Source organism: Variovorax sp. DAIF25 (genome assembly GCF_050711835.1).
Lineage (GTDB): Bacteria > Pseudomonadota > Gammaproteobacteria > Burkholderiales > Burkholderiaceae_C > Variovorax.
In genome coordinates this window covers 6508901-6529212 of the sequence record NZ_CP136636.1, presented here as the reverse complement: position 1 = coordinate 6529212, position 20312 = coordinate 6508901, and the positions used below count along the sequence as shown (strand labels likewise).

The following is a 20312-nucleotide window of genomic DNA, read 5'->3' as shown; positions in this document are numbered from 1 at the left end:
CGATCATGAGTACTGAAAATCTAATTTCTTCGGCACGAAGGCTTCAGCAAGAACTCTTGTTGCTCTCTGATGAAGATGCAATTTTGAGGGAGACACGCTCCGTCTTGTCTCCATTGGTTTCTCTGGCTTTGGAGAAAAAGATCGACGAGTTACCCGAAGACCTTCCAAGACCCCAATTTTTCTTTGGAATGCGGGATGACTGTCTTGCGGGAACACATCTTGAAATGGCGGAACTCCTCAATGCAATCACAGATTTTGGTGCTGCGCTAAGAACGATCAAACAGCACGGCGATCCGGAGAGTCGCCCACCCACGAACTAAGTGTCAAGTTCAGACCTACTTGGGAAGTGCACTGCTGACACAGCGCGCAGTGCGATCAAAGAAGGGTTTTCTACTTTTTCAGGGAGCGGAATGAGGTCATCCAAGAACCACACTTGGCACATCGCAGCGATACCATGCTTCGTCGCAATTGCGATTGCCGGCTGCACCTACTCGCAAATCAACCCGGACGCTGCAGCGGAAGATGTACGCGCCAATAGCGGCTATAACGAGTTGAAGGACATCGAGCCCGGTACTTCCAAGTTGGTCATGCGCACCTTTGGGACTTCGGCCAACGCCCTGTTCGACGTGAGCACTTCCGAGGTGCCTTGCCAGAGTTTTCAGCACTTGGGTGTGGCCGCCTACACGGGAAGTGGCGTTGTCTACCCTTGGATTGCAAGCGCCTTGCGCGCTGGCACGCGCGCCAGTCCCTATCTGGTTCATGAAGCAACGCCAGGGCAACCGATTCAGGTCCGCAGCATCGGAAACTGGAACAAGAGCGGAGCGGGTGTGGCCTTCCACACCGGCAGTTGCGGTCCGATGACCGTGCGCTTCACGCCGGTGGTGAACCACGCCTATACCGTCGAGTTCATTTGGGGGGAAAAGATGTCATGCCACCTCGCAGTCATGGATGCAACCGATCCTGATGCGCCGCAGCCGGTGATGGCCAATAGCATCCCTGGTTGCCCTGCACCCGCGCGTTGAGCGTTGTCGCAATGAAGAATCAAACAGTGGCGGCGGTCGCCGTCGCGTTGCCGTTGTTTGCGTTCGCGCAAGCGCCCAGCACGCCGCAACCCTTTATCGAGCAGCAACGCCAGCAAGAGCGTGAACGCGCCTTGCGCGAACAGAACGAACGCACCGTCGACCAGCGTCCGCGAGCAGCGCTCCCAGCTCCGACCCAGCGCATCCCTGAGGTCGAGGCTCCATGCTTTCGCATCGACCGCGTGCTGTTGGTCGGCGAGCAGTCCGAGTCCTTCCAATGGGTTGTTGCCGACTTGTCCGGTCCCGATGGCAACGATTCGCCCATCGGCCGATGCCTCGGCACAGCCGGCGTTAACGTAGTTCTCGCCCGCGCCCAGCAAGCCGCCATCGCTCGCGGCTTTGTCAGCACCCGAATCCTCGCCGCCCCACAGGACCTGTCGACCGGTACGCTGACCCTCTCCCTGGTGCCAGGCCGCATCGCAGCCATCCGCACGACCGCGGACTCCTCACTGACCTTGCTCGGCAGCTCAGCCTTGCTCGCCACCGCCATCCCCGCACGCCCCGGCGATCTGCTGAACCTGCGCGACATCGAGCAAGGCCTGGAAAACCTCAAGCGTTCCCCCACCGCCGAAGCCGACATCCAGATCGAACCCTCCACAGCCGCAGGCGCCAAGCCCGGCGACAGCGATCTCGTCGTCAAGTACGTCCAATCCAAGAAGTGGCGCGTCACCCTGAGCCTGGACGACAGCGGCACTGAAGCTACTGGCCGCTACCAGACCAGCGCAACCTTGTCCCTTGACAGCCCCTTCGGCCTGAACGACCTGCTCTACGTCAGCGCCAACCACAGCATCAACGGTCACCTGTTCGGCGACCCGGCCAAGGGCACCGAAGGCCAGACCATTCACTACTCGCTGCCCTACGGCTACTGGCTCCTGGGTTTCACCGCCTCCAACGGTCGGTATCGCCAGAGCGTGGCCGGCCTGAACCAGGACTACGTCTACGCCGGCAAGACCAACAACGCCGAGATCAAGCTCTCGCGCTTGCTCTATCGCGACCAGAGCCGCAAGACGAGCGTGTCGATCAAGGGTTGGCGGCGCGAATCTCGTAACTTCGTCGACGACACCGAGGTCGAGGTTCAACACCGCGTGGTCGGAGGCTGGGAGCTCAGCCTTAGCCACAAGGAGTACGTCGGAGAGGCGACGCTCGAGGGCACGCTGGCCTACAAGCGCGGCACAGGCGGCTTCGGCTCGCGTACCGCGCCGGAAGAGGAGTTCGGCGAGGGCACTTCGCGGCTGAAGCTCTACACCGCCGACATCAGCCTCAACGCGCCATTCAAAGTCGGTGAACAGAAGCTGCGCTACTCAGGACTGATCCGCGCCCAATGGAACCGTACGTCGTTGACGCCGCAGGACCGCTTCGCCATCGGCGGACGCTACACGGTGCGCGGCTTCGATGGCGAGACGAGTCTGATGGGCGAGCGCGGCTGGCTCATCCGTAGCGACATCGGATGGGCGGTGGGGCAAAGCGGGGCTGAGCTGTACGTCGGTGCCGACTATGGCCACATCGGCGGCCGCTCGACGGGCGACCTGCTCGGTCGCAGCCTTGCCGGCGCCGTCATCGGCATGCGCGGCCAGTGGAGCAAGCTGAGCTACGACTTCTTCATCGGCGCGCCGATCAGCAAGCCAGAAGGCTATCGCACCGCGAAGGTCACGCTCGGCTTCAATCTCAATGCAAGTTTCTAACCAAGGAGGAAATGGAAAAATGAAGAAAAACACACATACAGTCAACGGCGATGTCGTAGCCGCGCCTGATGCCTGAGAAATCTGTCCAAACCGGAGATGACGGCAAAGAAGTGGCGCGTTGCGGTGCGAGCAACAACCGATGCCTCCCAGGCACGACGGACGGGCGTCATCCCATGTCCTGAGGCAGATCCAAGGCCCGTATCGCATAAGGTGTCGTCCGTCGCGCCGAGCGCTGCCCGAGCCCGTCGCAATCGCCGAGATTCTGAGGAAAAACAACACCCAGGCATTCCCGGAGTCTCTTGCATCAAGGACTCTGGTGGTTCGCCCCGTTATGGGCCGCCAAGCCAGGTGGAATCGGCGGAAAAAGCATGTCCCGATCGTTCTCCGTGAAGTTGCACGGCAGCAAGTTGAGCTGACGATATCGATGCAGTGCTCTGCACGTCTGAGGGCTACGTGCATGGCAAGGGCCGCAATTGACTTGCCGTCGCTAGCGGCAGCACCGGCCGGCCAACGAGGGACAGGCCCACATCTGCTGTCCTTGCGAAGAGCTCGTCTCAAAAATTGATGGCCCCAGGCCTAGCCTTCTGCCCCCACGATGCCCCAAGTGTTTCGGATGGCGTTCTACCTCCGTGGACGTGCTGGACAGGTTGCCCTGTATTTTCGGGGGAGGCTGCGGTTCAGCAGTACGCTGATGGATCTTCTGGGACATCAACATGGTGCCTTCGACAGGAATCGAACCTGTATCTGAGTCTTAGGAGGACCCCGTTCTATCCATTGAACTACGAAGACGGTGGGCGGCTGGACTTTACCAGTTCGTCCGGTCTTTCCTGCGACAGCGCGCCCGCGCTCAGCGCAGCCCGACGCGCGAGGCGTGCCAGCGCAGGGCGGCGGCGCGGGCCGGGTCGGTGGCCTCGATGCGGTCGGCGCGGCGTTGCAGGGCACGCATCTGCTCGACCTCGGCGATGACCTTGTTGGGGCTCAGCAGGGTGCCCAGCAGCATGTCGGCCTCGAAGGCCAGCCTCTTGAGGACGACCGTGGCGCGACGCAGCAGCTTCGCGGGGGCGGACGATCGGTCGAGGCTGGGCATGGCGGGAAGCTCCTGGGCATGGAAAGTGGACGGGGGCGTCGATTTTATAGGGTTAACCCGAATCCCCTGAGAAGGCGGGGTCGGGCCTGCGAAAGCGCCTCTCGCCAGCGCGCCGAACGCATCGCGCGAGCGGCGCGCGAGGCGTTGCGCAGGGCCCGCGCGCGCATCGCCGCGACCGATCGCGGGGTGGGCTTACCCCGATACGGAATCTTCAAAAAATTGACCGCGATCAAGCCGGCGCGTTTCGCGCACGCGCACCATCTGCGCTGTTCGGATCCGGCTCAGACTCACGAAAAAAAAGAGCGCACCCTCTACAGCAGGAGACAACAGATGAAGCATTTCATTGCGCGCTTCGGCGCGTGTCGCGCACGAGTCCTGGTCGCCACCGCCGCCGCCGCGGTCATGGCAGCCGCCACCCCCGCATGGGCCTGGGAACCCGCCAAGCCCGTCGAGTTCGTGATCCCCGCCGGCACCGGCGGCGGCGCCGACCAGATGGGCCGGCTGCTGCAAGGCATCGTCATCAAGTACAAGCTGATGAAGGAGCCGCTGATCGTCGTCAACAAGTCGGGCGGCGCGGGTGCCGAAGGCTTTCTCTCGGTGAAGGAAGCCAAGGGCGATCCGCACAAGATCATCATCTCGCTGTCGAACCTCTTCACCACGCCGATGGCCACGGGCGTGCCCTTCAACTGGAAGGACATGACGCCGGTGGCGATGCTGGCGCTCGACCAGTTCGTGCTGTGGACCAACGCCGAGCAGCCCTACAAGACGGCGGGCGAGTACATCGCCGCGGTGAAGGCGGCGGGCCCGAACAAGTTCAAGATGGCCGGCACCGGCTCGAAGCAGGAAGACCAGATCATCACGGTCGCGCTCGAGAAGGCCACGGGCACCAAGTTCATCTACGTGCCCTTCAAGGGCGGCGGCGAAGTCGCGGTGCAGCTGGTGGGCGGCCACGTGAACTCCACCGTGAACAACCCGATCGAGGCGGTGGCCCAATGGCGCGCGGGCAAGCTGCGCCCGCTGTGCGTGTTCGACGACGAGCGCATGCCCTTCAAGGCCAAGGTCACCGACACGCAGTCGTGGAACGACGTGCCCACCTGCAAGGAAGCTGGCGTACCGGCCAAGTACACGATGCTGCGCGGCATCTTCATGGCACCGGGCGTCAAGCCCGAGCAGCTGGCCTTCTACAAGGACCTGCTGACCAAGGTGGCCGCCACGCCCGAGTGGAAGGAATACATGGAGAAGGGTGCCTTCAACCCGACCTTCATGACCGGCCCCGATTTCGAGAAGTGGCTCGCCAGCGCGGAAATCACGCACAAGACGCTGATGACCGAGGCCGGCTTCCTGGCCGCGAGCAAGTAGGACGCAAGAAGGCACCGGCGGCCGGGCGCGCCGCCGCGATGCATCGGACGACGTGAGCATGCGCCCGCGCGGGCGCGTGGCGTCGCGCCCGGTTTTCTCTCTCTCGACAACAACACGATGGGGGCTCCATGGAGCACGACGACAACGTATCCGACACGGCCGCGCGCACGGGCGTGGCCACGAACAAGGTCGAGGCGGTGGTGGCATTGCTGCTGCTGGTGGCCGGCCTGGTGGTGATCTTCGAAAGCCGCCGGCTCGGCGCGGGCTGGACCAGCGACGGTCCGGGCGCGGGCTACTTCCCGTTCTTCATCGGCCTGATCATCACGATCTCGGGCATCGGCATCCTCTACCAGTCGCTGCTGGGCAAGAACCGCAACACCGAGGTCTTCGTCGACCGCGAGCAACTGCGGCGCGTGCTCTCGGTGCTGCTGCCGGCGCTGGTCTACGTGCTGGGCATCGCGCTGCTGGGCCTGTACGTGGCCTCGGCGGTCTACATCGCGCTGTTCATGGTGATCCTGGGCAAGTACTCCTGGGCCAAGGCCGCGCTCGCGGCGCTGGCCGTGAACACGCTGTTCTTCTTCATGTTCGAGGTCTGGTTCAAGGTGCCGCTGTTCAAGGGCGCGCTGGATCCGCTCTCGTTCCTCGGCTACTGACACCTCACGGAGCACAAGCGAAATGGAAGAAATCGGTGCCTTGATGCAGGGCTTTTCGGTGATCCTGACACCGACCAACATCGGCCTGATGTTCGTCGGGATCATCCTGGGCGTGCTGATCGGCGTGCTGCCCGGACTGGGCGGCGCCAACGGCGTCGCGATCCTGCTGCCGCTCACGTTCACGATGTCGCCGACCTCGGCGATCATCATGCTGTCGTGCATCTACTGGGGGGCGCTGTTCGGCGGCGCCATCACCTCGGTGCTGTTCAACATCCCGGGCGAGCCGTGGTCGGTCGCCACCACCTTCGACGGCTATCCGATGGCGCAGCAGGGCCGCGCGGGCGCGGCGCTCACCACGGCCTTCACCTCGTCGTTCGTGGGCGCCTTCCTCGCGGTGGTGATGATCACCTTCCTCGCGCCGCTGGTCGCGAAGTTCGCGCTGAAGTTCGGCTCGCCCGAATTCTTCGCGGTCTACCTGCTGACCTTCTGCAGCTTCGTGGGCATGGGCAAGGGCTCGCCGTTCAAGATCCTGGCCTCGATGGCGCTGGGCTTCGCGCTCGCCAGCGTGGGCATGGACACGGTCACGGGCCAGCTGCGCCTGACCTTCGGCCAGCCCGAGCTGATGCGCGGCTTCGACTTCCTGATCGCGGTGATCGGCCTGTTCGGCATCGGCGAGATCCTGCTGTCGATGGAAGAGGGCCTGAAGTTCTCGGGCAAGAGCGCGAAGATCGATCCGAAGGTGGTGCTGCAGACCTGGAAGCAGCTGCCGCAGTACTGGATGACCTCGCTGCGCAGCTCGCTGATCGGCATCTGGATGGGCATCACGCCGGGCGGCGCCACGCCGGCCTCGTTCATGGCCTACGGCCTGGCCAAGAAGATGTCCAAGCGCGGCTCGAAGTTCGGCACCGGCGAGGCCGAGGGCGTGGTCGCGCCCGAGACCGCGGCGCACGCGGCCGGCACCAGCGCGCTGCTGCCGATGCTGGCGCTCGGCATCCCGGGCTCGCCGACCGCGGCGGTGCTGTTGGGCGGCCTCTTGATCTGGGGCCTGCAGCCCGGGCCGCTGCTGTTCGTCGAGCAGAAGGACTTCGTCTGGGGCCTGATCGCCAGCATGTACCTGGGCAACATCGTCGGCCTGATCGTGGTGCTGAGCACGGTGCCGCTGTTCGCCTCGATCCTGCGCATCCCGTTCTCGATCATCGCGCCGGTGATCATCGTGATCTGCGCGATCGGTGCCTACACCGTGCACAACGCGATGCTCGACATCTGGTTCATGCTGGGCTTCGGCGTCATCGGCTACCTGTTCAAGAAGCTCGACTTCCCGCTCGCGCCGCTGGTGCTGGCGCTGGTGCTCGGCGACAAGGCCGAGGACTCGTTCCGCCAGGCCATGCTGGTGTCGCAGGGCGACGTGATGATCATGTTCTCGAACCCGCTGGTCGGCGGCATCACCACCCTGGCGCTCACGCTGCTGTTCTGGCCGCTGATCTCCAAGCTGCTGGCGCTCTTCAAGCCGAAGAAGCCCGACGAGTTCGCCGTCGAGCGGCCGGTCGATTGAACCCGGAGGCCACGCCATGCCCGTCATCGCACTGACCCAGGAAATGGGATCGCTCGCCAAGGACGTGTCGGTTCAGCTCGCCGAGGAGATGGGGCTGGAATCGATGCGCCACGAGGTCATCGAGCGCGTCGCCGACCGCATGCAGGTCTCGACCAGCCTGATCGGCCGCCTGCGCGGCGGCAAGGCCGGTTTCGTCGAGCGGCTCACCACCGACCGACGCAGCCTCGCGCTCTACACGGCCGAGGAACTGTTCGCGCTGGCCGACCGCGGCAACGTGGTGCTGCGCGGCTGGGGCGCCACCTGCCTGCTGCGGCCGGTGCCGCACGTGGTGTGCGTGCGCATCACGCGTTCGCTGAAGAAGCGCATCGACTGGCTGATGACGCACCTGGAGACCGACGACGCCGAGTTCGCCGAGGCCGAGATCCGGCGCAGCGACGAGGCGCACGCCGCGCGCATGCATGCGCAGTTCGGCGTGACCTGGGGCGACCCGGTGCTCTACGACCTGGTGCTCAACACCGACCGGCTCACGGTCGACAGCTGCGTGGCGCAGATCCGCGCGCTGGCGGCGCGGCCCGAGTTTGCAGAGACCGCGCGTTCGCGTGCGCTGCTGGCCAACATGGCGCTGGCGGCGCGCGTGAAGGCGGCGCTCAAGGACGGCGCAGCCACGGCCGACATCCGGGTCACGGTGGAGGCCGACCACGGCCGCGTGAGCTTGCGCGGCATCGTGCTCGACGCGGACGAGCGCGCGCAGACCGAGGCCGTCACGGCCGCGGTGGAGGGCGTGGGCGCGGTGGACAACCAGCTGCGGCTGATGGCGACGACCCGGCGCTTCGCGTCGGCGAAGCAGACCTAGGGGGTCTTGGACGGCCTCAGATCTTCCCGCGCTTGCGCAGCCGACTCAGGGTTTCCGCGGAGAGATTGAGGTAGGACGCGAGCTCCTTGCTCGGGATGCGGTCCACGAGCTCGGGGTGCTTGCGCAGGAAACGGTGCACCCGGCCGGGCGCGTCCAGCAGGTGCAGCGTGATGGTGTGCGCCATGATCTCGCTCATGCCGCGCATCACGAGGAACTCGAACAGTTCCTTGGTCTGGGGGTGGCTCGCCAGGAAGGCAGTCCATTCCTTCAGCGGCAGGCTCGCCACGCGGGCCTTGGTGACGCAGACGATGCCGTAGGGCGTGGGCGTGCCCAGGCGCATGGCCGCGTAGCTGGTCTCCATGTCGTTCTCGTCGGCGAAGCGCAGGATCATCTCCTTGCCCTCCGGGTTGCTCACCACCCGCTTGAGGATGCCGTCGAGGATGAAGTACTGCTCCATCTCCCGCACCCCCTGGTGCAGCAGGAAATCGCCCTTGTTGCCGTCGACGATCACCAGGTGAGCCTCGAGCTCGGCGCGCTCGCCCTCGTTCAGGTCCTTGAGCAGGATGTTCTGCCGGAGCTGGGCGCGAATGATGTTCTTCTCCGGGTGGTTTTCCAACAACGTCATGGTCACCGTCTTGCTCGATTTCGTCGCCTGCGGCGCCGCTTCATCGGGGGTCGGCGCCGTTTTCGGGAAAGTTGACCGAGGTCAACGGCCGAAAGGATGGCCCGAATCATAGTCGCGGCTCGGGCCTCGGCCATTCACCCCAGCAGAAGGAGAGACATGTCTTCAGTTAGCACAGCCAAAGAGGCGGCCACGACGCTCGATGAGGCGATCAAGCCCAAGAGTCGGCCAGCCAACGGCGCCGCCGACGATCAGCAACTCGTCGCGCGCGCCCTCCAGCAGATGACGCAGGAAGCGCCGGAGGCGGAAACCACCGATGGTTTCCACCTGGTGATCGATGCGCTGAAGCTGAACGACATCGACACCATCTTCGCGCTGCCGGGCATCCCGATCACCGACCTGACCCGCATGGCGCAGGCCGAGGGCATGCGCGTGATCTCGTTCCGCCACGAGCAGCACGCCGGCAATGCCGCCGCTGCGGCCGGCTTCCTCACGCAGAAGCCCGGCATCTGCCTCACGGTGTCGGCGCCCGGCTTCCTCAACGGCCTGACCGCGCTGGCCAACGCCACCACCAACTGCTTCCCGATGATCCTGATCAGCGGCTCCAGCGAGCGCGAGATCGTCGACCTGCAGCAGGGCGACTACGAGGAGATGGACCAGCTGGCGATCGCCAAGCCGCTGTGCAAGGCCGCGTTCCGCGTGCTGCACGCCGAGGACATCGGCGTGGGCATCGCGCGCGCCATCCGCTCGGCCGTCTCGGGCCGCCCCGGCGGCGTGTACCTCGACCTGCCGGCCAAGCTGTTCGCGCAGACGATGGACGCCATCAAGGGCAAGAACTCGCTGATCAAGGTCATCGACCCCGCGCCGCGCCAGATCCCGGCCGCCGACGCCGTGCAGCGCGCGCTCGACCTGCTCAAGGGCGCGAAGCGCCCGCTGATCCTGCTGGGCAAGGGCGCCGCCTACGCCCAGGCCGATGCCGACATCCGCGCGCTGGTCGAGAAGACCGGCATTCCCTACCTGCCGATGTCGATGGCCAAGGGCCTCTTGCCCGACACGCATGCGCAATCGGCCGCCGCCGCGCGCTCCTACGTGCTGCAGGAAGCCGACGTGGTGCTGCTGGTGGGCGCGCGCCTGAACTGGCTGCTCTCGCACGGCAAGGGCAAGACCTGGGCGCAGGAGAAGGGTGCCAAGCAGTTCATCCAGATCGACATCGCGCCGACCGAGATCGACAGCAACGTGGCGATCGCCGCGCCGGTGATCGGCGACATCGGCTCCTGCGTGGCCGCGCTGCTCGCGGGCATCGACGCCAAGTGGGCCAAGCCGCCGACCGAGTGGACCGGCGCCATCGCCGAGCGCAAGGACAAGAACCTGTCGAAGATGGCCGCCACGCTCGCCGCGCGTCCCTCGCCGATGAACTTCCAGAGCGCGCTCAGCGTGATCCGCGACCAGGTCAAGGCCCGGCCCGATGCGATCGTCGTCAACGAAGGCGCCAACACGCTGGACTTCGCGCGCAGCATCGTCGACATGTACGAGCCGCGCAAGCGCCTCGACGTGGGCACCTGGGGGATCATGGGCATCGGCATGGGCTTCGCGGTGGCCGCGGCCGTGGTCACGGGCAAGCCGGTGATCGCGATCGAGGGCGACAGCGCCTTCGGCTTCAGCGGCATGGAGGTCGAGACCATCTGCCGCTACAACCTGCCGATCTGCGTGATCGTGTTCAACAACAACGGCGTCTATCGCGGCACCGACGTGAACCCCAGCGGCACGCCCGACGTGGCGCCCACCGTGTTCGTGAAGAACGCGCGCTACGACAAGCTGATGGAAGCCTTCGGCGGCGTGGGCGTCCATGCGACCACCGCCGACGAGCTGCAGGCGGCCCTGACCGAGGCCGTCGCCACGGGCCGCCCGACCCTGATCAATGCCGTCATCGACGAGACCGCGGGCACCGAGAGCGGCCGCATCACCAGCCTCAATCCGGCCACGGCGAAGAAGAAGTGATTCCTTTCATTCCAGGAGATTCGACATGAGCAACAAACCTCTCAACGGCATCAAGATCATCGACTTCACGCACGTGCAAGCCGGTCCGGCCTGCACCCAGCTGCTGGCCTGGTTCGGCGCCGACGTGATCAAGGTCGAGCGCCCCGGCGCTGGCGACGTCACGCGCTCGCAGCTGCGCGACATCCCCGACGTGGACGCGCTGTACTTCACCATGCTCAACAGCAACAAGCGCTCGCTGACGCTGGACACCAAGCAGCCCGAGGGCAAGGTGGTGCTCGAGAAGCTGATCAAGGAATCGGACGTGCTGGTCGAGAACTTCGGCCCCGGTGCGCTCGACCGCATGGGCTTCAGCTGGGAACGCATCCAGGAACTGAACCCGAAGATGATCGTCGCCTCGGTCAAGGGCTTCAGCGACGGCCACCACTACGACGACCTGAAGGTCTACGAGAACGTCGCGCAGTGCGCGGGCGGCGCCGCCTCCACCACCGGCTTCTGGGACGGCCCGCCGACCGTGAGCGCCGCGGCGCTGGGCGACAGCAACACCGGCATGCACCTGGCGATCGGCATCCTCACGGCCATCATCGGCCGCGAGCAGACGGGCAAGGGCCAGCGCGTGGCCTGCTCGATGCAGGACGCCGTGCTCAACCTGTGCCGCGTGAAGATGCGCGACCAGCAGCGCCTCGATCGCCTGGGCTACCTCGAGGAATACCCGCAGTACCCGCACGGCACCTTCAGCGACGTGGTGCCGCGCGGCGGCAATGCCGGCGGCGGCGGCCAGCCGGGCTGGGTGCTCAAGTGCAAGGGCTGGGAGACCGACCCGAACGCCTACATCTACTTCACCGTGCAGGGCCATGCCTGGGCACCGATCTGCGACGCCATCGGCAAGCCCGAGTGGAAGACCGATCCCGACTACATGACCGCCAAGGCACGCCAGCCGCACATCACCGACATCTTCGCGACCATCGAGGGCTGGCTGGCCGACAAGACCAAGTTCGAGGCGGTCGACATCCTGCGCAAGTTCGACATCCCCTGCGCGCCGGTGCTGACGATGAAGGAACTGCTGAACGACGAATCGCTGCGCAAGAGCGGCTCGATCGTGGAAGTGCCGCACAAGGAACGCGGCACCTACTTCACCGTGGGCAGCCCGATCAAGTTCTCGGACCTCAAGCCCGAGATCACCGGTTCGCCGCTCTTGGGCGAACACACCGACGACGTGCTGGCCGAGCTCGGCTACAGCCAACAGCAGATCGCCGCGCTGCACGAAGCGAAGGCAGTCTGACCCAGGCGTTCCCCCGGGGCTTTTCCAGTCCACGAAGCGCCGGGGGGGCGCGGTATTTCGGATGCGTCGAGGCGGGAGGCCAGCATGCAAGCTTCAGTGGATTTCAGGCAGCTCGTCGAAGGGGCGGGCGATGCCATCATGGTGTGCGATGCGGCCGGGGCCATCGTTCTGTGGAACCCCGCGGCCGAACGCATCTTCGGCTTCACCGAGGCCGAGGCGCTGGGTCGCTCGCTCGACCTCATCATTCCCGAGCGCCAGCGGCAGCGCCACTGGGACGGCTACCACAAGACCATGGACACCGGCATCACCAAGTACGGTGCCGATCTGCTGCGCGTGCCGGCCCTGCACAAGGACGGCCGCACCTTGTCGATCGCCTTCACGGTGTCGATGCTGTTTTCGCCACAACGCGAGGTCTCGGGCATCGTCGCCATCGTCCGCGACGAGACAGCTCGATTCGCGGAAGAGCGCAAACTGCGCGCTCGTCTGCTAGAAGCGGAAACCACGATCAAAGAAGGAGACAGTCGATGAGTCAAGCGCTGGAGGGTGTCCGCATCCTCGATTTCACCCACGTGCAATCCGGCCCCACCTGCACGCAGCTGCTGGCCTGGTTCGGCGCCGACGTCATCAAGGTCGAGCGCGCCGGCGAAGGCGATGCCACGCGTGGCCAGCTGCGCGACATTCCCGGTGTGGACAGCCTCTACTTCACGATGCTGAACCACAACAAGCGCTCGATCACGCTCGACACCAAGAACCCCAAGGGTCGCCAGGTGCTCGACGAGCTGATCAAGACCTGCGACGTGCTGGTCGAGAACTTCGCGCCTGGCGCGCTCGACCGCATGGGCATCACCTGGGAACACATCCAGAAGCTCAACCCGCGCATGATCGTGGCCTCGGTCAAGGGCTTCGGCCCCGGCAAGTACGCCGACTGCAAGGTCTACGAGAACGTGGCGCAGTGCGCCGGCGGCGCGGCATCGACCACCGGCTTCGAGGACGGCCCGCCGATGGTGACCGGCGCCCAGATCGGCGACAGCGGCACCGGCCTGCACCTCGCGCTCGGCATCCTGGCGGCGCTGTTCCAGCGCAACAGCACCGGCCGCGGCCAGAAGGTGCTGGCGCCGATGCAGGACGCGGTGCTCAACCTGTGCCGCGTGAAGATGCGCGACCAGCAGCGGCTGGAACGCACGGGCACCATGCACGAATACCCGCAGTACCCCGACGGCAAGTTCGGCGACGCGGTGCCGCGCGCGGGCAATGCCTCGGGCGGCGGCCAGCCCGGCTCGATCCTCAAGTGCAAGGGCTGGGAGACCGACCCCAACGCCTACATCTACTTCATCACGCAGGCGGCCGTGTGGCCGGCGGTGTGCAAGGTGATCGGCGAGGAAGGCTGGATCACCGACGAGGCCTACGCCACGCCGGCCGCGCGCCTGCTGCACCTGAAGCCGATCTTCGCGCGCATCGAGCAATGGACCATGACCAAGGACAAGTTCGAGGCCATGGACATCCTGAACCAGTACGACATTCCGTGCGGGCCGATCCTCTCGATGAAGGAGATCGCCGCCGACGAATCGCTGCGCGAGACCGGGACCATCGTCGAGGTCGACCATCCCACGCGCGGCAAGTACCTGACGGTGGGCAATCCGATCAAGCTGTCGGACAGCCCCACCGAGGTGAAGCGCTCGCCGCTCCTGGGCGAGCACACCGAGGAAGTGCTGATGCAGCTGGGCTACGGCCTGGAAGACGTGGCGGCGCTGCGCGCCGAACGCGTGATCTGACGACGAAGAACGCGGCGCGGTAATTCCGCGCCAATTCGAAAGAATCCGCAATTGATTCGCCAATGGCATGGCCGGCGGCGAAGGGATTCGTTCGTCTTCTTTCTTTGAATTGAATTGGAGTCATGCATAACTCCAAATGAATGCTCTCAATAAAATAGTTTGACTGTTATTTATCGTTCTGCACTTCTACAGTTTGAACATGCCGGCAAGTCATTCAATTCACCGCACGGCAGTCATTCGAAAGGAGCAGACCATGCAGAACCTCACGCCCGTTCAATACTGGCTCGATGAAACCGAACGCAATGCCTACAACGCCGCCTTCTACGAACTGGGCTTGCGCTGGCACTGGGACCGTCAAACCTATTGCGACCTGATGGGCACGGCGCAGGAACCGGAAAAGCGCATTGGCCATTATCTCGAGGCGAATCATCCGCATCTGCTGCGCGCCTACGACGCGGCATTCCTGGCCGATGCGATCGAGCAGAAGAAGGAAGCCTACAAGCGGCGCGAAGGCGAAGGTTCCGCGCCGCTGTCGAAGCGCCATTTCAATTGGGCCGAATGCCGCGGTGCCGAACTCGGCGCCTGAATTGCAATTGAATAAATCAAATCACGGCTGATCCGATGAACATCCACGAATACCAGGGCAAGGAAGTGCTGCGCCGCCATGGCGTGGCGACGCCGCGCGGTTTCGTCTGCCGCACGAGCGACGAGGCGGCCGATGCCGCCGCCCGGCTCGGTGGGCGTTCGTGGGTGGTGAAGGCGCAGATCCATGCGGGCGGACGCGGCAAGGGCGGCGGGGTGAAGCTGGCCTGGTCGGGCGTGGAGGTACGCCGCCATGCGCAGGCGCTGCTCGGCATGACGCTGCGCACGCACCAGACGGGACCCGAGGGCCGGGTGGTGAGGCAGCTGCTGGTCGAGGAGGGGGTGGAGATCGACCAGGAGTTCTACCTCGGCATGGTGGTCGACCGCGGTGCGCGGCGCGTGGCGCTGATGGCGTCGAGCGAAGGCGGGATGGACATCGAGGAGGTGGCCGCGCGCTCGCCCGAGAAGATCCACACGCTGTTCATCGACCCCGAGACGGGGATCAAGGCAACCGAGGCCGATGCGCTCGCACGCTCGATCGGCCTCGCGGGCCGCGACGTGGTGCAGGCGCGCGAGTTCATGCAAAAGCTCTACCAGGCCTTCGATGCGAGCGACGCCTCGCTGGCCGAGATCAACCCGCTGGTGCGCACGCGCGACGGCCGGTTGATGGCGCTCGATGCCAAGCTCAGCTTCGACCCGAACGCGCTGTTCCGCCAGCCCGAGATCGCCGCGATGCGTGACCTCGACGAGGAGGATCCGACGGAGATCGAAGCCTCGAAGTTCGACCTGTCGTACATCTCGCTCGATGGCGACATCGGCTGCCTGGTCAATGGCGCGGGCCTCGCGATGGCGACGATGGACGCGATCAAGCTCTATGGCGGATCGCCGGCCAATTTCCTCGACGTGGGTGGCGGCGCAAGCGTGGAGAAGGTCACCGCGGCCTTCCAGCTGATGCTGCGCAACCCGCGCCTGAAGGCGGTGCTGGTCAACATCTTCGGCGGCATCATGCGCTGCGACGTGATCGCCCACGGCATCGTCGCCGCGGCACGCGAGACGGCCCTGTCGGTGCCGCTGGTGGTGCGCATGAAGGGCACGAACGAGGACCTGGGGCGGACCATCCTCGCGCAGTCGGAGCTTCAGATCATCGGGGCCGAGGATATCGGCGAGGCGGCTCGGCAGGCGGTTGTCGTGGCTCGGGTTCCTAAGGGGCAGCGATGAATTGGCGCTGTTTTTTGGGGCGAGCTTTTTGTCGTTCGTTGCGGGCACGCGCCGACGGGGTACTCCCCTCCGCGAATGTCCCCCGGCCTTCGGCCTCCTCCTTGATTTCGCTGCGGGGAGTACCCCGCCGACGCGCGCCAGACGCGCAGCAGTTGATCGGCCGGCACCACCGCAGCGTCTCCGTGCACAGGGCAGTGGGTGCTTCCCGCAGCGAAATAAAGGAGGAGCCGAAGGCGGGGGACATTCGCGGAGGGAAGTACCCGCTGTCCTGTGCACGCGCCCCGAACAGCAGCTCCAACAAAACAAGAGCGGACCTCACAGAGCGGTAAAGGAAAAAGATGTCGATCCTCATCAACCGCCACACCCGCGTCATCACGCAGGGCATCACCGGCAAGACCGGCCAGTTCCATACCCAGGCCTGCCTCGAGTACGGCCACGGACGCCACTGCTTCGTCGCCGGCGTCAATCCGATGAAGGCCGGCCAGGCCATGGCCGGCATTCCCATCTACGGCACCGTCAAGGAAGCCAAGGCCCGCACCGGCGCCACCGTCTCGGTGATCTACGTGCCGCCGGCCTTCGCCGCCGCGGCCATCGATGAAGCGGTGGATGCCGAGCTCGACCTCGTGATCTGCATCACCGAGGGCATTCCGGTGCGCGACATGATCCGTACCCGCCGCCGCATGGAAGGGCGCAAGACCCTGCTGCTCGGGCCCAACTGCCCCGGCCTCATCGTGCCCGACGAGATCAAGATCGGCATCATGCCGGGCCACATCCACCAGCGCGGCCGCATTGGCGTGGTCTCGCGCTCGGGCACCCTGACCTACGAGGCCGCGAGCCAGCTCGGGCGCTTCGGCATCGGCCAGTCGACCGTGGTCGGCATCGGCGGCGATCCGGTCGGCGGGCTGCGGCACATCGACGTGCTGAAGATGTTCAACGACGACCCGCGCACCGACGCCGTCATCATGGTCGGCGAGATCGGCGGCGATGCCGAGGAAGAGTGCGCGCGCTGGATCCATGCCCACATGCGCAAGCCCGTGGTCGGCTTCATCGCCGGCGCCAGCGCGCCGCCCGGCAAGCGCATGGGCCATGCGGGCGCCATCATTTCCGGCGGCAAGGGCACGGCGCAGGAGAAGCTCGCCGTCATGAAGGCCTGCGGCATCCACGTGACCGACAACCCGGCCGAGATGGGGAAGCTGCTGGCCTCGCTGGTCGTCCCCGACTACCTGCCGTTCGACTAGGCCCCGCACTCGCGCAGCGCCTGTCGGCCCACCCGCATTCACAGCATCAAAAGAAAGCACAACATGCCACAACGTTGGGTCCGTTTCGAACACGCCGGAGAAGCCGCCTTCGGCACCCTGGAGGACGACGCCGTGCGCGAGTACCGCGGCGACATGTACGGCACGCCCGAGCCCACCGGCCGCGTGTTCGCGCTGGCCGGCCTGCGCCTGCTGTCGCCGAGCGAGCCGACCAAGGTCATCGCACTGTGGAACAACTTCCACGCGCTCGGCGAGAAGCTCAAGCTCGCCGTGCCCGAGGAGCCGCTCTACCTGCTGAAGGCCCCGAACTCCTTCTCGGCGCACGAGGCGCCGATCCGCAAGCCGCTGTGCGACGGCAAGGTGGTGTTCGAGGGCGAGCTCGGCATCGTGATCGGCAAGACCGCCACCGCCGTCTCCGAGGAACGCGCGCTCGAGCACGTGTTCGGCTACACCTGCGCCAACGACGTCACCGTGGCCGACATCCTCAATCGCGATGCCTCGTTCGCGCAGTGGGTGCGCGCCAAGGGCTTCGACACCTTCTGCCCCATGGGCCCGGTCATCGCCACCGGCCTCGATCCCGCCACGCTGGTGGTGCGCACCGTATTGAACGGCGAGGAGCGGCAGAACTATCCGATCAGCGACATGCGCTTCTCCGTGCAGCGGCTGGTCAGCCTCATCTCGCAGGACATGAGCCTGCATCCCGGCGACGTGATCCTGTGCGGCACGTCCGTGGGCGTGGGCTCGATGAAGCCCGGCAGCCTGGTCGAAGTGGAGATCGACGGCATTGGTCGTCTATCCAATCGTTTCGGCTGACGCGAAGAATTTCAACTCTTGGGGATCGACATGAAGATAGCAATCATCGGCGCGGGGGCCATCGGCGGCCTGGTGGGCGCCAAACTCGCGCTGGCCGGGGAGGACGTGACCTTCATCGTGCGCGGCGCCAACCTCCAGGCCATCGGCGCCAACGGCATCAAGCTGGTGTCGGCCGAGGGCGAGGAGCAGGTGGCGCGCAACGTGCGGGCCACCGACCGCTACGACGAGGCCGGGCCGCAGGACCTCGTGATCCTCGCGATGAAGGCGCACCAGGTCGAGGCCGTGGCCGACGACGTGGCCAAGCTCTTCGGGCCCGAGACCGCGGTCGTGACCATGCAGAACGGCATTCCCTACTGGTACTTCCAGAAGCACGGCGGCGTGCTCGAGGGCACCACCGTGCGCAGCGTCGACCCGCAGGGCGTGCTCAACACCAAGATCCCGCCGCGGCGCGTGATCGGCTGCGTGGTCTATCCGGCCTCCGAGCTGATCGCGCCCGGCGTCATCAAGCACATCGAGGGCGACCGCTTCCCGGTCGGCGAGCTCGACGGCGCGACCACCGAGCGCGTCGAGCGCATCGCGGCCTGCTTCGCCAACGCGGGCTTCAAGGCGCCGGTGCTCGACAACATCCGCGCCGAGATCTGGCTCAAGCTCTGGGGCAACCTGACCTTCAACCCGATCAGCAGCCTCTCGCACTCGACCCTGGTCGACATCTGCCAATACCCGCCCTCGCGCGAACTCGCGGCCGCGATGATGCGCGAGGCCCAGGCCGTGGCGCACAAGCTCGGCATCGAGTTCCGCGTGACGCTCGAGAAGCGCATCGCCGGCGCCGAGAAGGTCGGCAAGCACAAGACCTCGATGCTGCAGGACGTGGAGGCCGGCCGCGCGCCCGAGATCGACGCACTGGTCGGCGCGGTGGTCGAACTCGCGCGGCTCACCGAGACCTCGACTCCCCACATCGACACCGTGTATTCGCTCGTGAAGCTGCTCGCGCGGACCATGGAAGAACAGCGCGGCCAGGTCCGGCTGCGCGAACTCGCCTGAGGACACCCACACCATGCGACGCCTTCGCAGCGCCAAGATCGTGGCCACGCTCGGTCCCGCCACTTCCGACGAGCCCGCGATCCGCGCGCTGTTCGAGCGTGGCGTGGACGTGTTCCGCCTCAACTTCAGCCACGGCACGCAGCACGACCATGCGCGCCGCCTCGAGACCATCCGCCGGCTCGAGAAGGAATTCGGCCGGCCCATCGGCGTGCTGCTCGATTTGCAGGGGCCGAAGCTGCGCCTGGGCACCTTCGAGGGCGGCCGCGCGCAGCTCGAGGCGGGCGCACGCTTCCGGCTCGACATGGACCGCGCGAGCGGCAACGGCCGCCGCGCGCCGCTGCCGCATCCCGAGATCTTCGCGGCGCTGCAGGAAGGCACCGAGCTGCTGCTCGACGACGGCAAGCTGCGGCTGCGCGTCGACCGCCACGGCGCCGACTTCGCCGAGACCACCGTGCTGGTGGGCGGCCCGATCTCCGACCGCAAGGGCGTCAACGTGCCCAGCGTGCTGCTGCCGATCTCGCCGCTGACGCCGAAGGACCGCGACGACCTCGACGTCGGCCTCGCGATGGGCGTGGACTGGGTGGCGCTCTCGTTCGTGCAGCGCCCCGAGGACATCGACGAGGCGCGCGAGATCATCGGCACGCGCGCGGCCATCATGGCCAAGCTCGAGAAGCCCGCGGCGATCGAGCACCTCGATGCCATCGTTGAGCGCTGCGACGGCATCATGGTCGCGCGCGGCGACCTCGGCGTCGAGTTGCCGCCCGAGCGCGTGCCCGAGCTGCAGCGCCAGATCGTGCACGCCTGCCGGCTGCGCGGCAAGCCGGTGGTGGTGGCCACGCAGATGCTCGAGTCGATGATCGCCGCGCCGGTGCCCACGCGCGCCGAGGTGTCGGACGTGGCGACCGCCGTTTACGACGGCGTCGACGCGGTGATGCTCTCGGCCGAGTCGGCCTCGGGCAAGTACCCGCTCGAGGCGGTGGCGATGATGGACCGCATCGTCGCGCGCGTGGAGGCCGATCCCTCGTACCGCGCCGGCATCGACGCCACGCACGAGAGCGCGCAGTCGACCACCGCCGACGCGGTCTGCACCTCGATGCGCCAGGTGGCCGCGCTGCTCGCGCCGGCCGCCACCGTGACCTACACCTCCTCGGGCTTCACCAGCCTGCGCGCGGCGCGCGAGCGGCCCGCGGTGCCGATCCTGAGCCTCACGCCCGACATCGCGACCGCGCGCCGCATGGCGATGGTGTGGGGCGTGCATGCGGTGCTGGTGGACGACGTGCACGACGTGGGCGAGATGATCGAGTGCGCCTGCCGCACCGCGCATGCCGAGGGCTTCGCGCAGCCCGGCCAGAAGGTGGTGGTGGTGGCGGGCCTGCCCTTCGGCCAGTCGGGCACCACCAACCTGCTGCACGTCGCGCGTATTCCAAACCATTCCTGATCGCGAATACTTGACCGCGGTCATGCGG

19 protein-coding genes and 1 tRNA gene are annotated in these 20312 nt (G+C 66.0%); 17 read left to right on the top strand and 3 right to left on the bottom strand.

Annotation, left to right across the window (positions count from 1 at the left end; genetic code table 11):
- The first annotated feature begins 5 nt into the window (after positions 1-5).
- The 3 genes from R0232_RS30270 to R0232_RS30260 all read left to right on the top strand — a co-directional run bounded on the left by R0232_RS30270 (position 6) and on the right by R0232_RS30260 (position 2761).
- On the top strand, positions 6-320 hold the full coding sequence (locus tag R0232_RS30270; protein WP_431510448.1) for a hypothetical protein: 315 nt from the start codon (positions 6-8) through the stop codon (positions 318-320).
- Between the two features lie 90 nt (positions 321-410).
- Entirely contained in the window at positions 411-1022 is a 612-nt protein-coding gene (locus R0232_RS30265) for a hypothetical protein (protein WP_431510447.1), read from the top strand.
- An 11-nt stretch (positions 1023-1033) separates the two neighbouring features.
- Positions 1034-2761 carry a ShlB/FhaC/HecB family hemolysin secretion/activation protein gene (locus tag R0232_RS30260; RefSeq protein ID WP_431510446.1) on the top strand — a complete coding sequence of 576 codons (1728 nt, stop codon included), beginning with the start codon at positions 1034-1036 and terminating at the stop codon, positions 2759-2761.
- 714 nt (positions 2762-3475) lie between these two features.
- Here the strand turns inward: R0232_RS30260 and R0232_RS30255 are convergent.
- Both R0232_RS30255 and R0232_RS30250 read right to left on the bottom strand, forming a co-directional pair.
- Positions 3476-3550, bottom strand: a tRNA-Arg gene (locus tag R0232_RS30255).
- 58 nt (positions 3551-3608) lie between these two features.
- On the bottom strand, positions 3609-3848 hold the full coding sequence (locus tag R0232_RS30250) for a hypothetical protein (protein ID WP_093347832.1): 240 nt from the start codon (positions 3846-3848) through the stop codon (positions 3609-3611).
- A 330-nt stretch (positions 3849-4178) separates the two neighbouring features.
- Between R0232_RS30250 and R0232_RS30245 the strand changes: the two genes are divergently transcribed.
- The 4 genes from R0232_RS30245 to R0232_RS30230 all read left to right on the top strand — a co-directional run bounded on the left by R0232_RS30245 (position 4179) and on the right by R0232_RS30230 (position 8265).
- Positions 4179-5207, top strand: a complete 1029-nt coding sequence (locus tag R0232_RS30245; RefSeq protein ID WP_431510445.1) for a Bug family tripartite tricarboxylate transporter substrate binding protein — start codon at positions 4179-4181, stop codon at positions 5205-5207.
- A gap of 128 nt (positions 5208-5335) precedes the next feature.
- A complete protein-coding gene (locus tag R0232_RS30240) occupies positions 5336-5860 on the top strand; it encodes a tripartite tricarboxylate transporter TctB family protein (RefSeq protein WP_431510444.1) in 525 nt (174 codons plus the stop codon).
- A 22-nt stretch (positions 5861-5882) separates the two neighbouring features.
- A complete protein-coding gene (locus tag R0232_RS30235; protein WP_093347823.1) occupies positions 5883-7412 on the top strand; it encodes a tripartite tricarboxylate transporter permease in 1530 nt (509 codons plus the stop codon).
- Positions 7413-7428: 16 nt separating this feature from the next.
- Positions 7429-8265, top strand: coding sequence for a cytidylate kinase family protein (locus R0232_RS30230; RefSeq protein ID WP_431510443.1), 837 nt, complete (start codon positions 7429-7431; stop codon positions 8263-8265).
- 16 nt (positions 8266-8281) lie between these two features.
- Here R0232_RS30230 and R0232_RS30225 read toward each other — a convergent pair whose 3' ends face one another.
- Positions 8282-8890: a Crp/Fnr family transcriptional regulator gene (locus R0232_RS30225; RefSeq protein ID WP_093347817.1), complete on the bottom strand. Its 609-nt coding sequence runs from the start codon at positions 8888-8890 to the stop codon at positions 8282-8284.
- 156 nt (positions 8891-9046) lie between these two features.
- Here R0232_RS30225 and oxc point away from each other — a divergent pair, with 156 nt between their 5' ends.
- From oxc to pyk, 10 genes are all read left to right on the top strand, one after another.
- On the top strand, positions 9047-10885 hold the full coding sequence (gene oxc / locus R0232_RS30220; protein ID WP_093347815.1) for an oxalyl-CoA decarboxylase: 1839 nt from the start codon (positions 9047-9049) through the stop codon (positions 10883-10885).
- A 25-nt stretch (positions 10886-10910) separates the two neighbouring features.
- Positions 10911-12164, top strand: a complete 1254-nt coding sequence (frc, locus tag R0232_RS30215; protein ID WP_057590855.1) for a formyl-CoA transferase — start codon at positions 10911-10913, stop codon at positions 12162-12164.
- A gap of 84 nt (positions 12165-12248) precedes the next feature.
- Complete coding sequence (locus tag R0232_RS30210; protein WP_203202883.1) at positions 12249-12692, top strand: PAS domain S-box protein; 444 nt, start codon at positions 12249-12251, stop codon at positions 12690-12692.
- On the top strand, positions 12689-13936 hold the full coding sequence (frc, locus tag R0232_RS30205; RefSeq protein WP_057590857.1) for a formyl-CoA transferase: 1248 nt from the start codon (positions 12689-12691) through the stop codon (positions 13934-13936). Before R0232_RS30210 ends, frc (R0232_RS30205) begins: the two co-directional genes overlap by 4 nt.
- A 253-nt stretch (positions 13937-14189) precedes the next feature.
- On the top strand, positions 14190-14522 hold the full coding sequence (locus R0232_RS30200) for a hypothetical protein (RefSeq protein ID WP_057590858.1): 333 nt from the start codon (positions 14190-14192) through the stop codon (positions 14520-14522).
- 35 nt (positions 14523-14557) lie between these two features.
- The gene (sucC, locus tag R0232_RS30195; RefSeq protein ID WP_431510442.1) at positions 14558-15736 is read left to right on the top strand and encodes an ADP-forming succinate--CoA ligase subunit beta; all 1179 of its coding nucleotides are present in this window, start codon (positions 14558-14560) and stop codon (positions 15734-15736) included.
- 338 nt (positions 15737-16074) lie between these two features.
- Positions 16075-16974 (top strand): succinate--CoA ligase subunit alpha, encoded by a 900-nt coding sequence (gene sucD / locus R0232_RS30190; RefSeq protein WP_093347806.1) that lies wholly within the window; start codon positions 16075-16077, stop codon positions 16972-16974.
- A gap of 63 nt (positions 16975-17037) precedes the next feature.
- Entirely contained in the window at positions 17038-17805 is a 768-nt protein-coding gene (locus R0232_RS30185) for a fumarylacetoacetate hydrolase family protein (protein ID WP_431510441.1), read from the top strand.
- Between the two features lie 30 nt (positions 17806-17835).
- Positions 17836-18846 carry a 2-dehydropantoate 2-reductase gene (locus R0232_RS30180; protein WP_296796832.1) on the top strand — a complete coding sequence of 337 codons (1011 nt, stop codon included), beginning with the start codon at positions 17836-17838 and terminating at the stop codon, positions 18844-18846.
- A 13-nt stretch (positions 18847-18859) separates the two neighbouring features.
- Positions 18860-20284, top strand: coding sequence for a pyruvate kinase (pyk, locus tag R0232_RS30175; RefSeq protein ID WP_431510440.1), 1425 nt, complete (start codon positions 18860-18862; stop codon positions 20282-20284).
- Positions 20285-20312: the final 28 nt, after the last annotated feature.

What these genes read in the sequence shown, in the direction of transcription:
- R0232_RS30270 (WP_431510448.1), top strand. Translation starts at nt 6, where the DNA reads ATGAGTACTGAAAATCTAATTTCTTCGGCACGAAGGCTTCAGCAAGAA.
- R0232_RS30265 (WP_431510447.1), top strand. Translation starts at nt 411, where the DNA reads ATGAGGTCATCCAAGAACCACACTTGGCACATCGCAGCGATACCATGC.
- R0232_RS30260 (WP_431510446.1), top strand. Translation starts at nt 1,034, where the DNA reads ATGAAGAATCAAACAGTGGCGGCGGTCGCCGTCGCGTTGCCGTTGTTT.
- R0232_RS30250 (WP_093347832.1), bottom strand. Translation starts at nt 3,848, where the DNA reads ATGCCCAGCCTCGACCGATCGTCCGCCCCCGCGAAGCTGCTGCGTCGC.
- R0232_RS30245 (WP_431510445.1), top strand. Translation starts at nt 4,179, where the DNA reads ATGAAGCATTTCATTGCGCGCTTCGGCGCGTGTCGCGCACGAGTCCTG.
- R0232_RS30240 (WP_431510444.1), top strand. Translation starts at nt 5,336, where the DNA reads ATGGAGCACGACGACAACGTATCCGACACGGCCGCGCGCACGGGCGTG.
- R0232_RS30235 (WP_093347823.1), top strand. Translation starts at nt 5,883, where the DNA reads ATGGAAGAAATCGGTGCCTTGATGCAGGGCTTTTCGGTGATCCTGACA.
- R0232_RS30230 (WP_431510443.1), top strand. Translation starts at nt 7,429, where the DNA reads ATGCCCGTCATCGCACTGACCCAGGAAATGGGATCGCTCGCCAAGGAC.
- R0232_RS30225 (WP_093347817.1), bottom strand. Translation starts at nt 8,890, where the DNA reads ATGACGTTGTTGGAAAACCACCCGGAGAAGAACATCATTCGCGCCCAG.
- oxc (WP_093347815.1), top strand. Translation starts at nt 9,047, where the DNA reads ATGTCTTCAGTTAGCACAGCCAAAGAGGCGGCCACGACGCTCGATGAG.
- frc (WP_057590855.1), top strand. Translation starts at nt 10,911, where the DNA reads ATGAGCAACAAACCTCTCAACGGCATCAAGATCATCGACTTCACGCAC.
- R0232_RS30210 (WP_203202883.1), top strand. Translation starts at nt 12,249, where the DNA reads ATGCAAGCTTCAGTGGATTTCAGGCAGCTCGTCGAAGGGGCGGGCGAT.
- frc (WP_057590857.1), top strand. Translation starts at nt 12,689, where the DNA reads ATGAGTCAAGCGCTGGAGGGTGTCCGCATCCTCGATTTCACCCACGTG.
- R0232_RS30200 (WP_057590858.1), top strand. Translation starts at nt 14,190, where the DNA reads ATGCAGAACCTCACGCCCGTTCAATACTGGCTCGATGAAACCGAACGC.
- sucC (WP_431510442.1), top strand. Translation starts at nt 14,558, where the DNA reads ATGAACATCCACGAATACCAGGGCAAGGAAGTGCTGCGCCGCCATGGC.
- sucD (WP_093347806.1), top strand. Translation starts at nt 16,075, where the DNA reads ATGTCGATCCTCATCAACCGCCACACCCGCGTCATCACGCAGGGCATC.
- R0232_RS30185 (WP_431510441.1), top strand. Translation starts at nt 17,038, where the DNA reads ATGCCACAACGTTGGGTCCGTTTCGAACACGCCGGAGAAGCCGCCTTC.
- R0232_RS30180 (WP_296796832.1), top strand. Translation starts at nt 17,836, where the DNA reads ATGAAGATAGCAATCATCGGCGCGGGGGCCATCGGCGGCCTGGTGGGC.
- pyk (WP_431510440.1), top strand. Translation starts at nt 18,860, where the DNA reads ATGCGACGCCTTCGCAGCGCCAAGATCGTGGCCACGCTCGGTCCCGCC.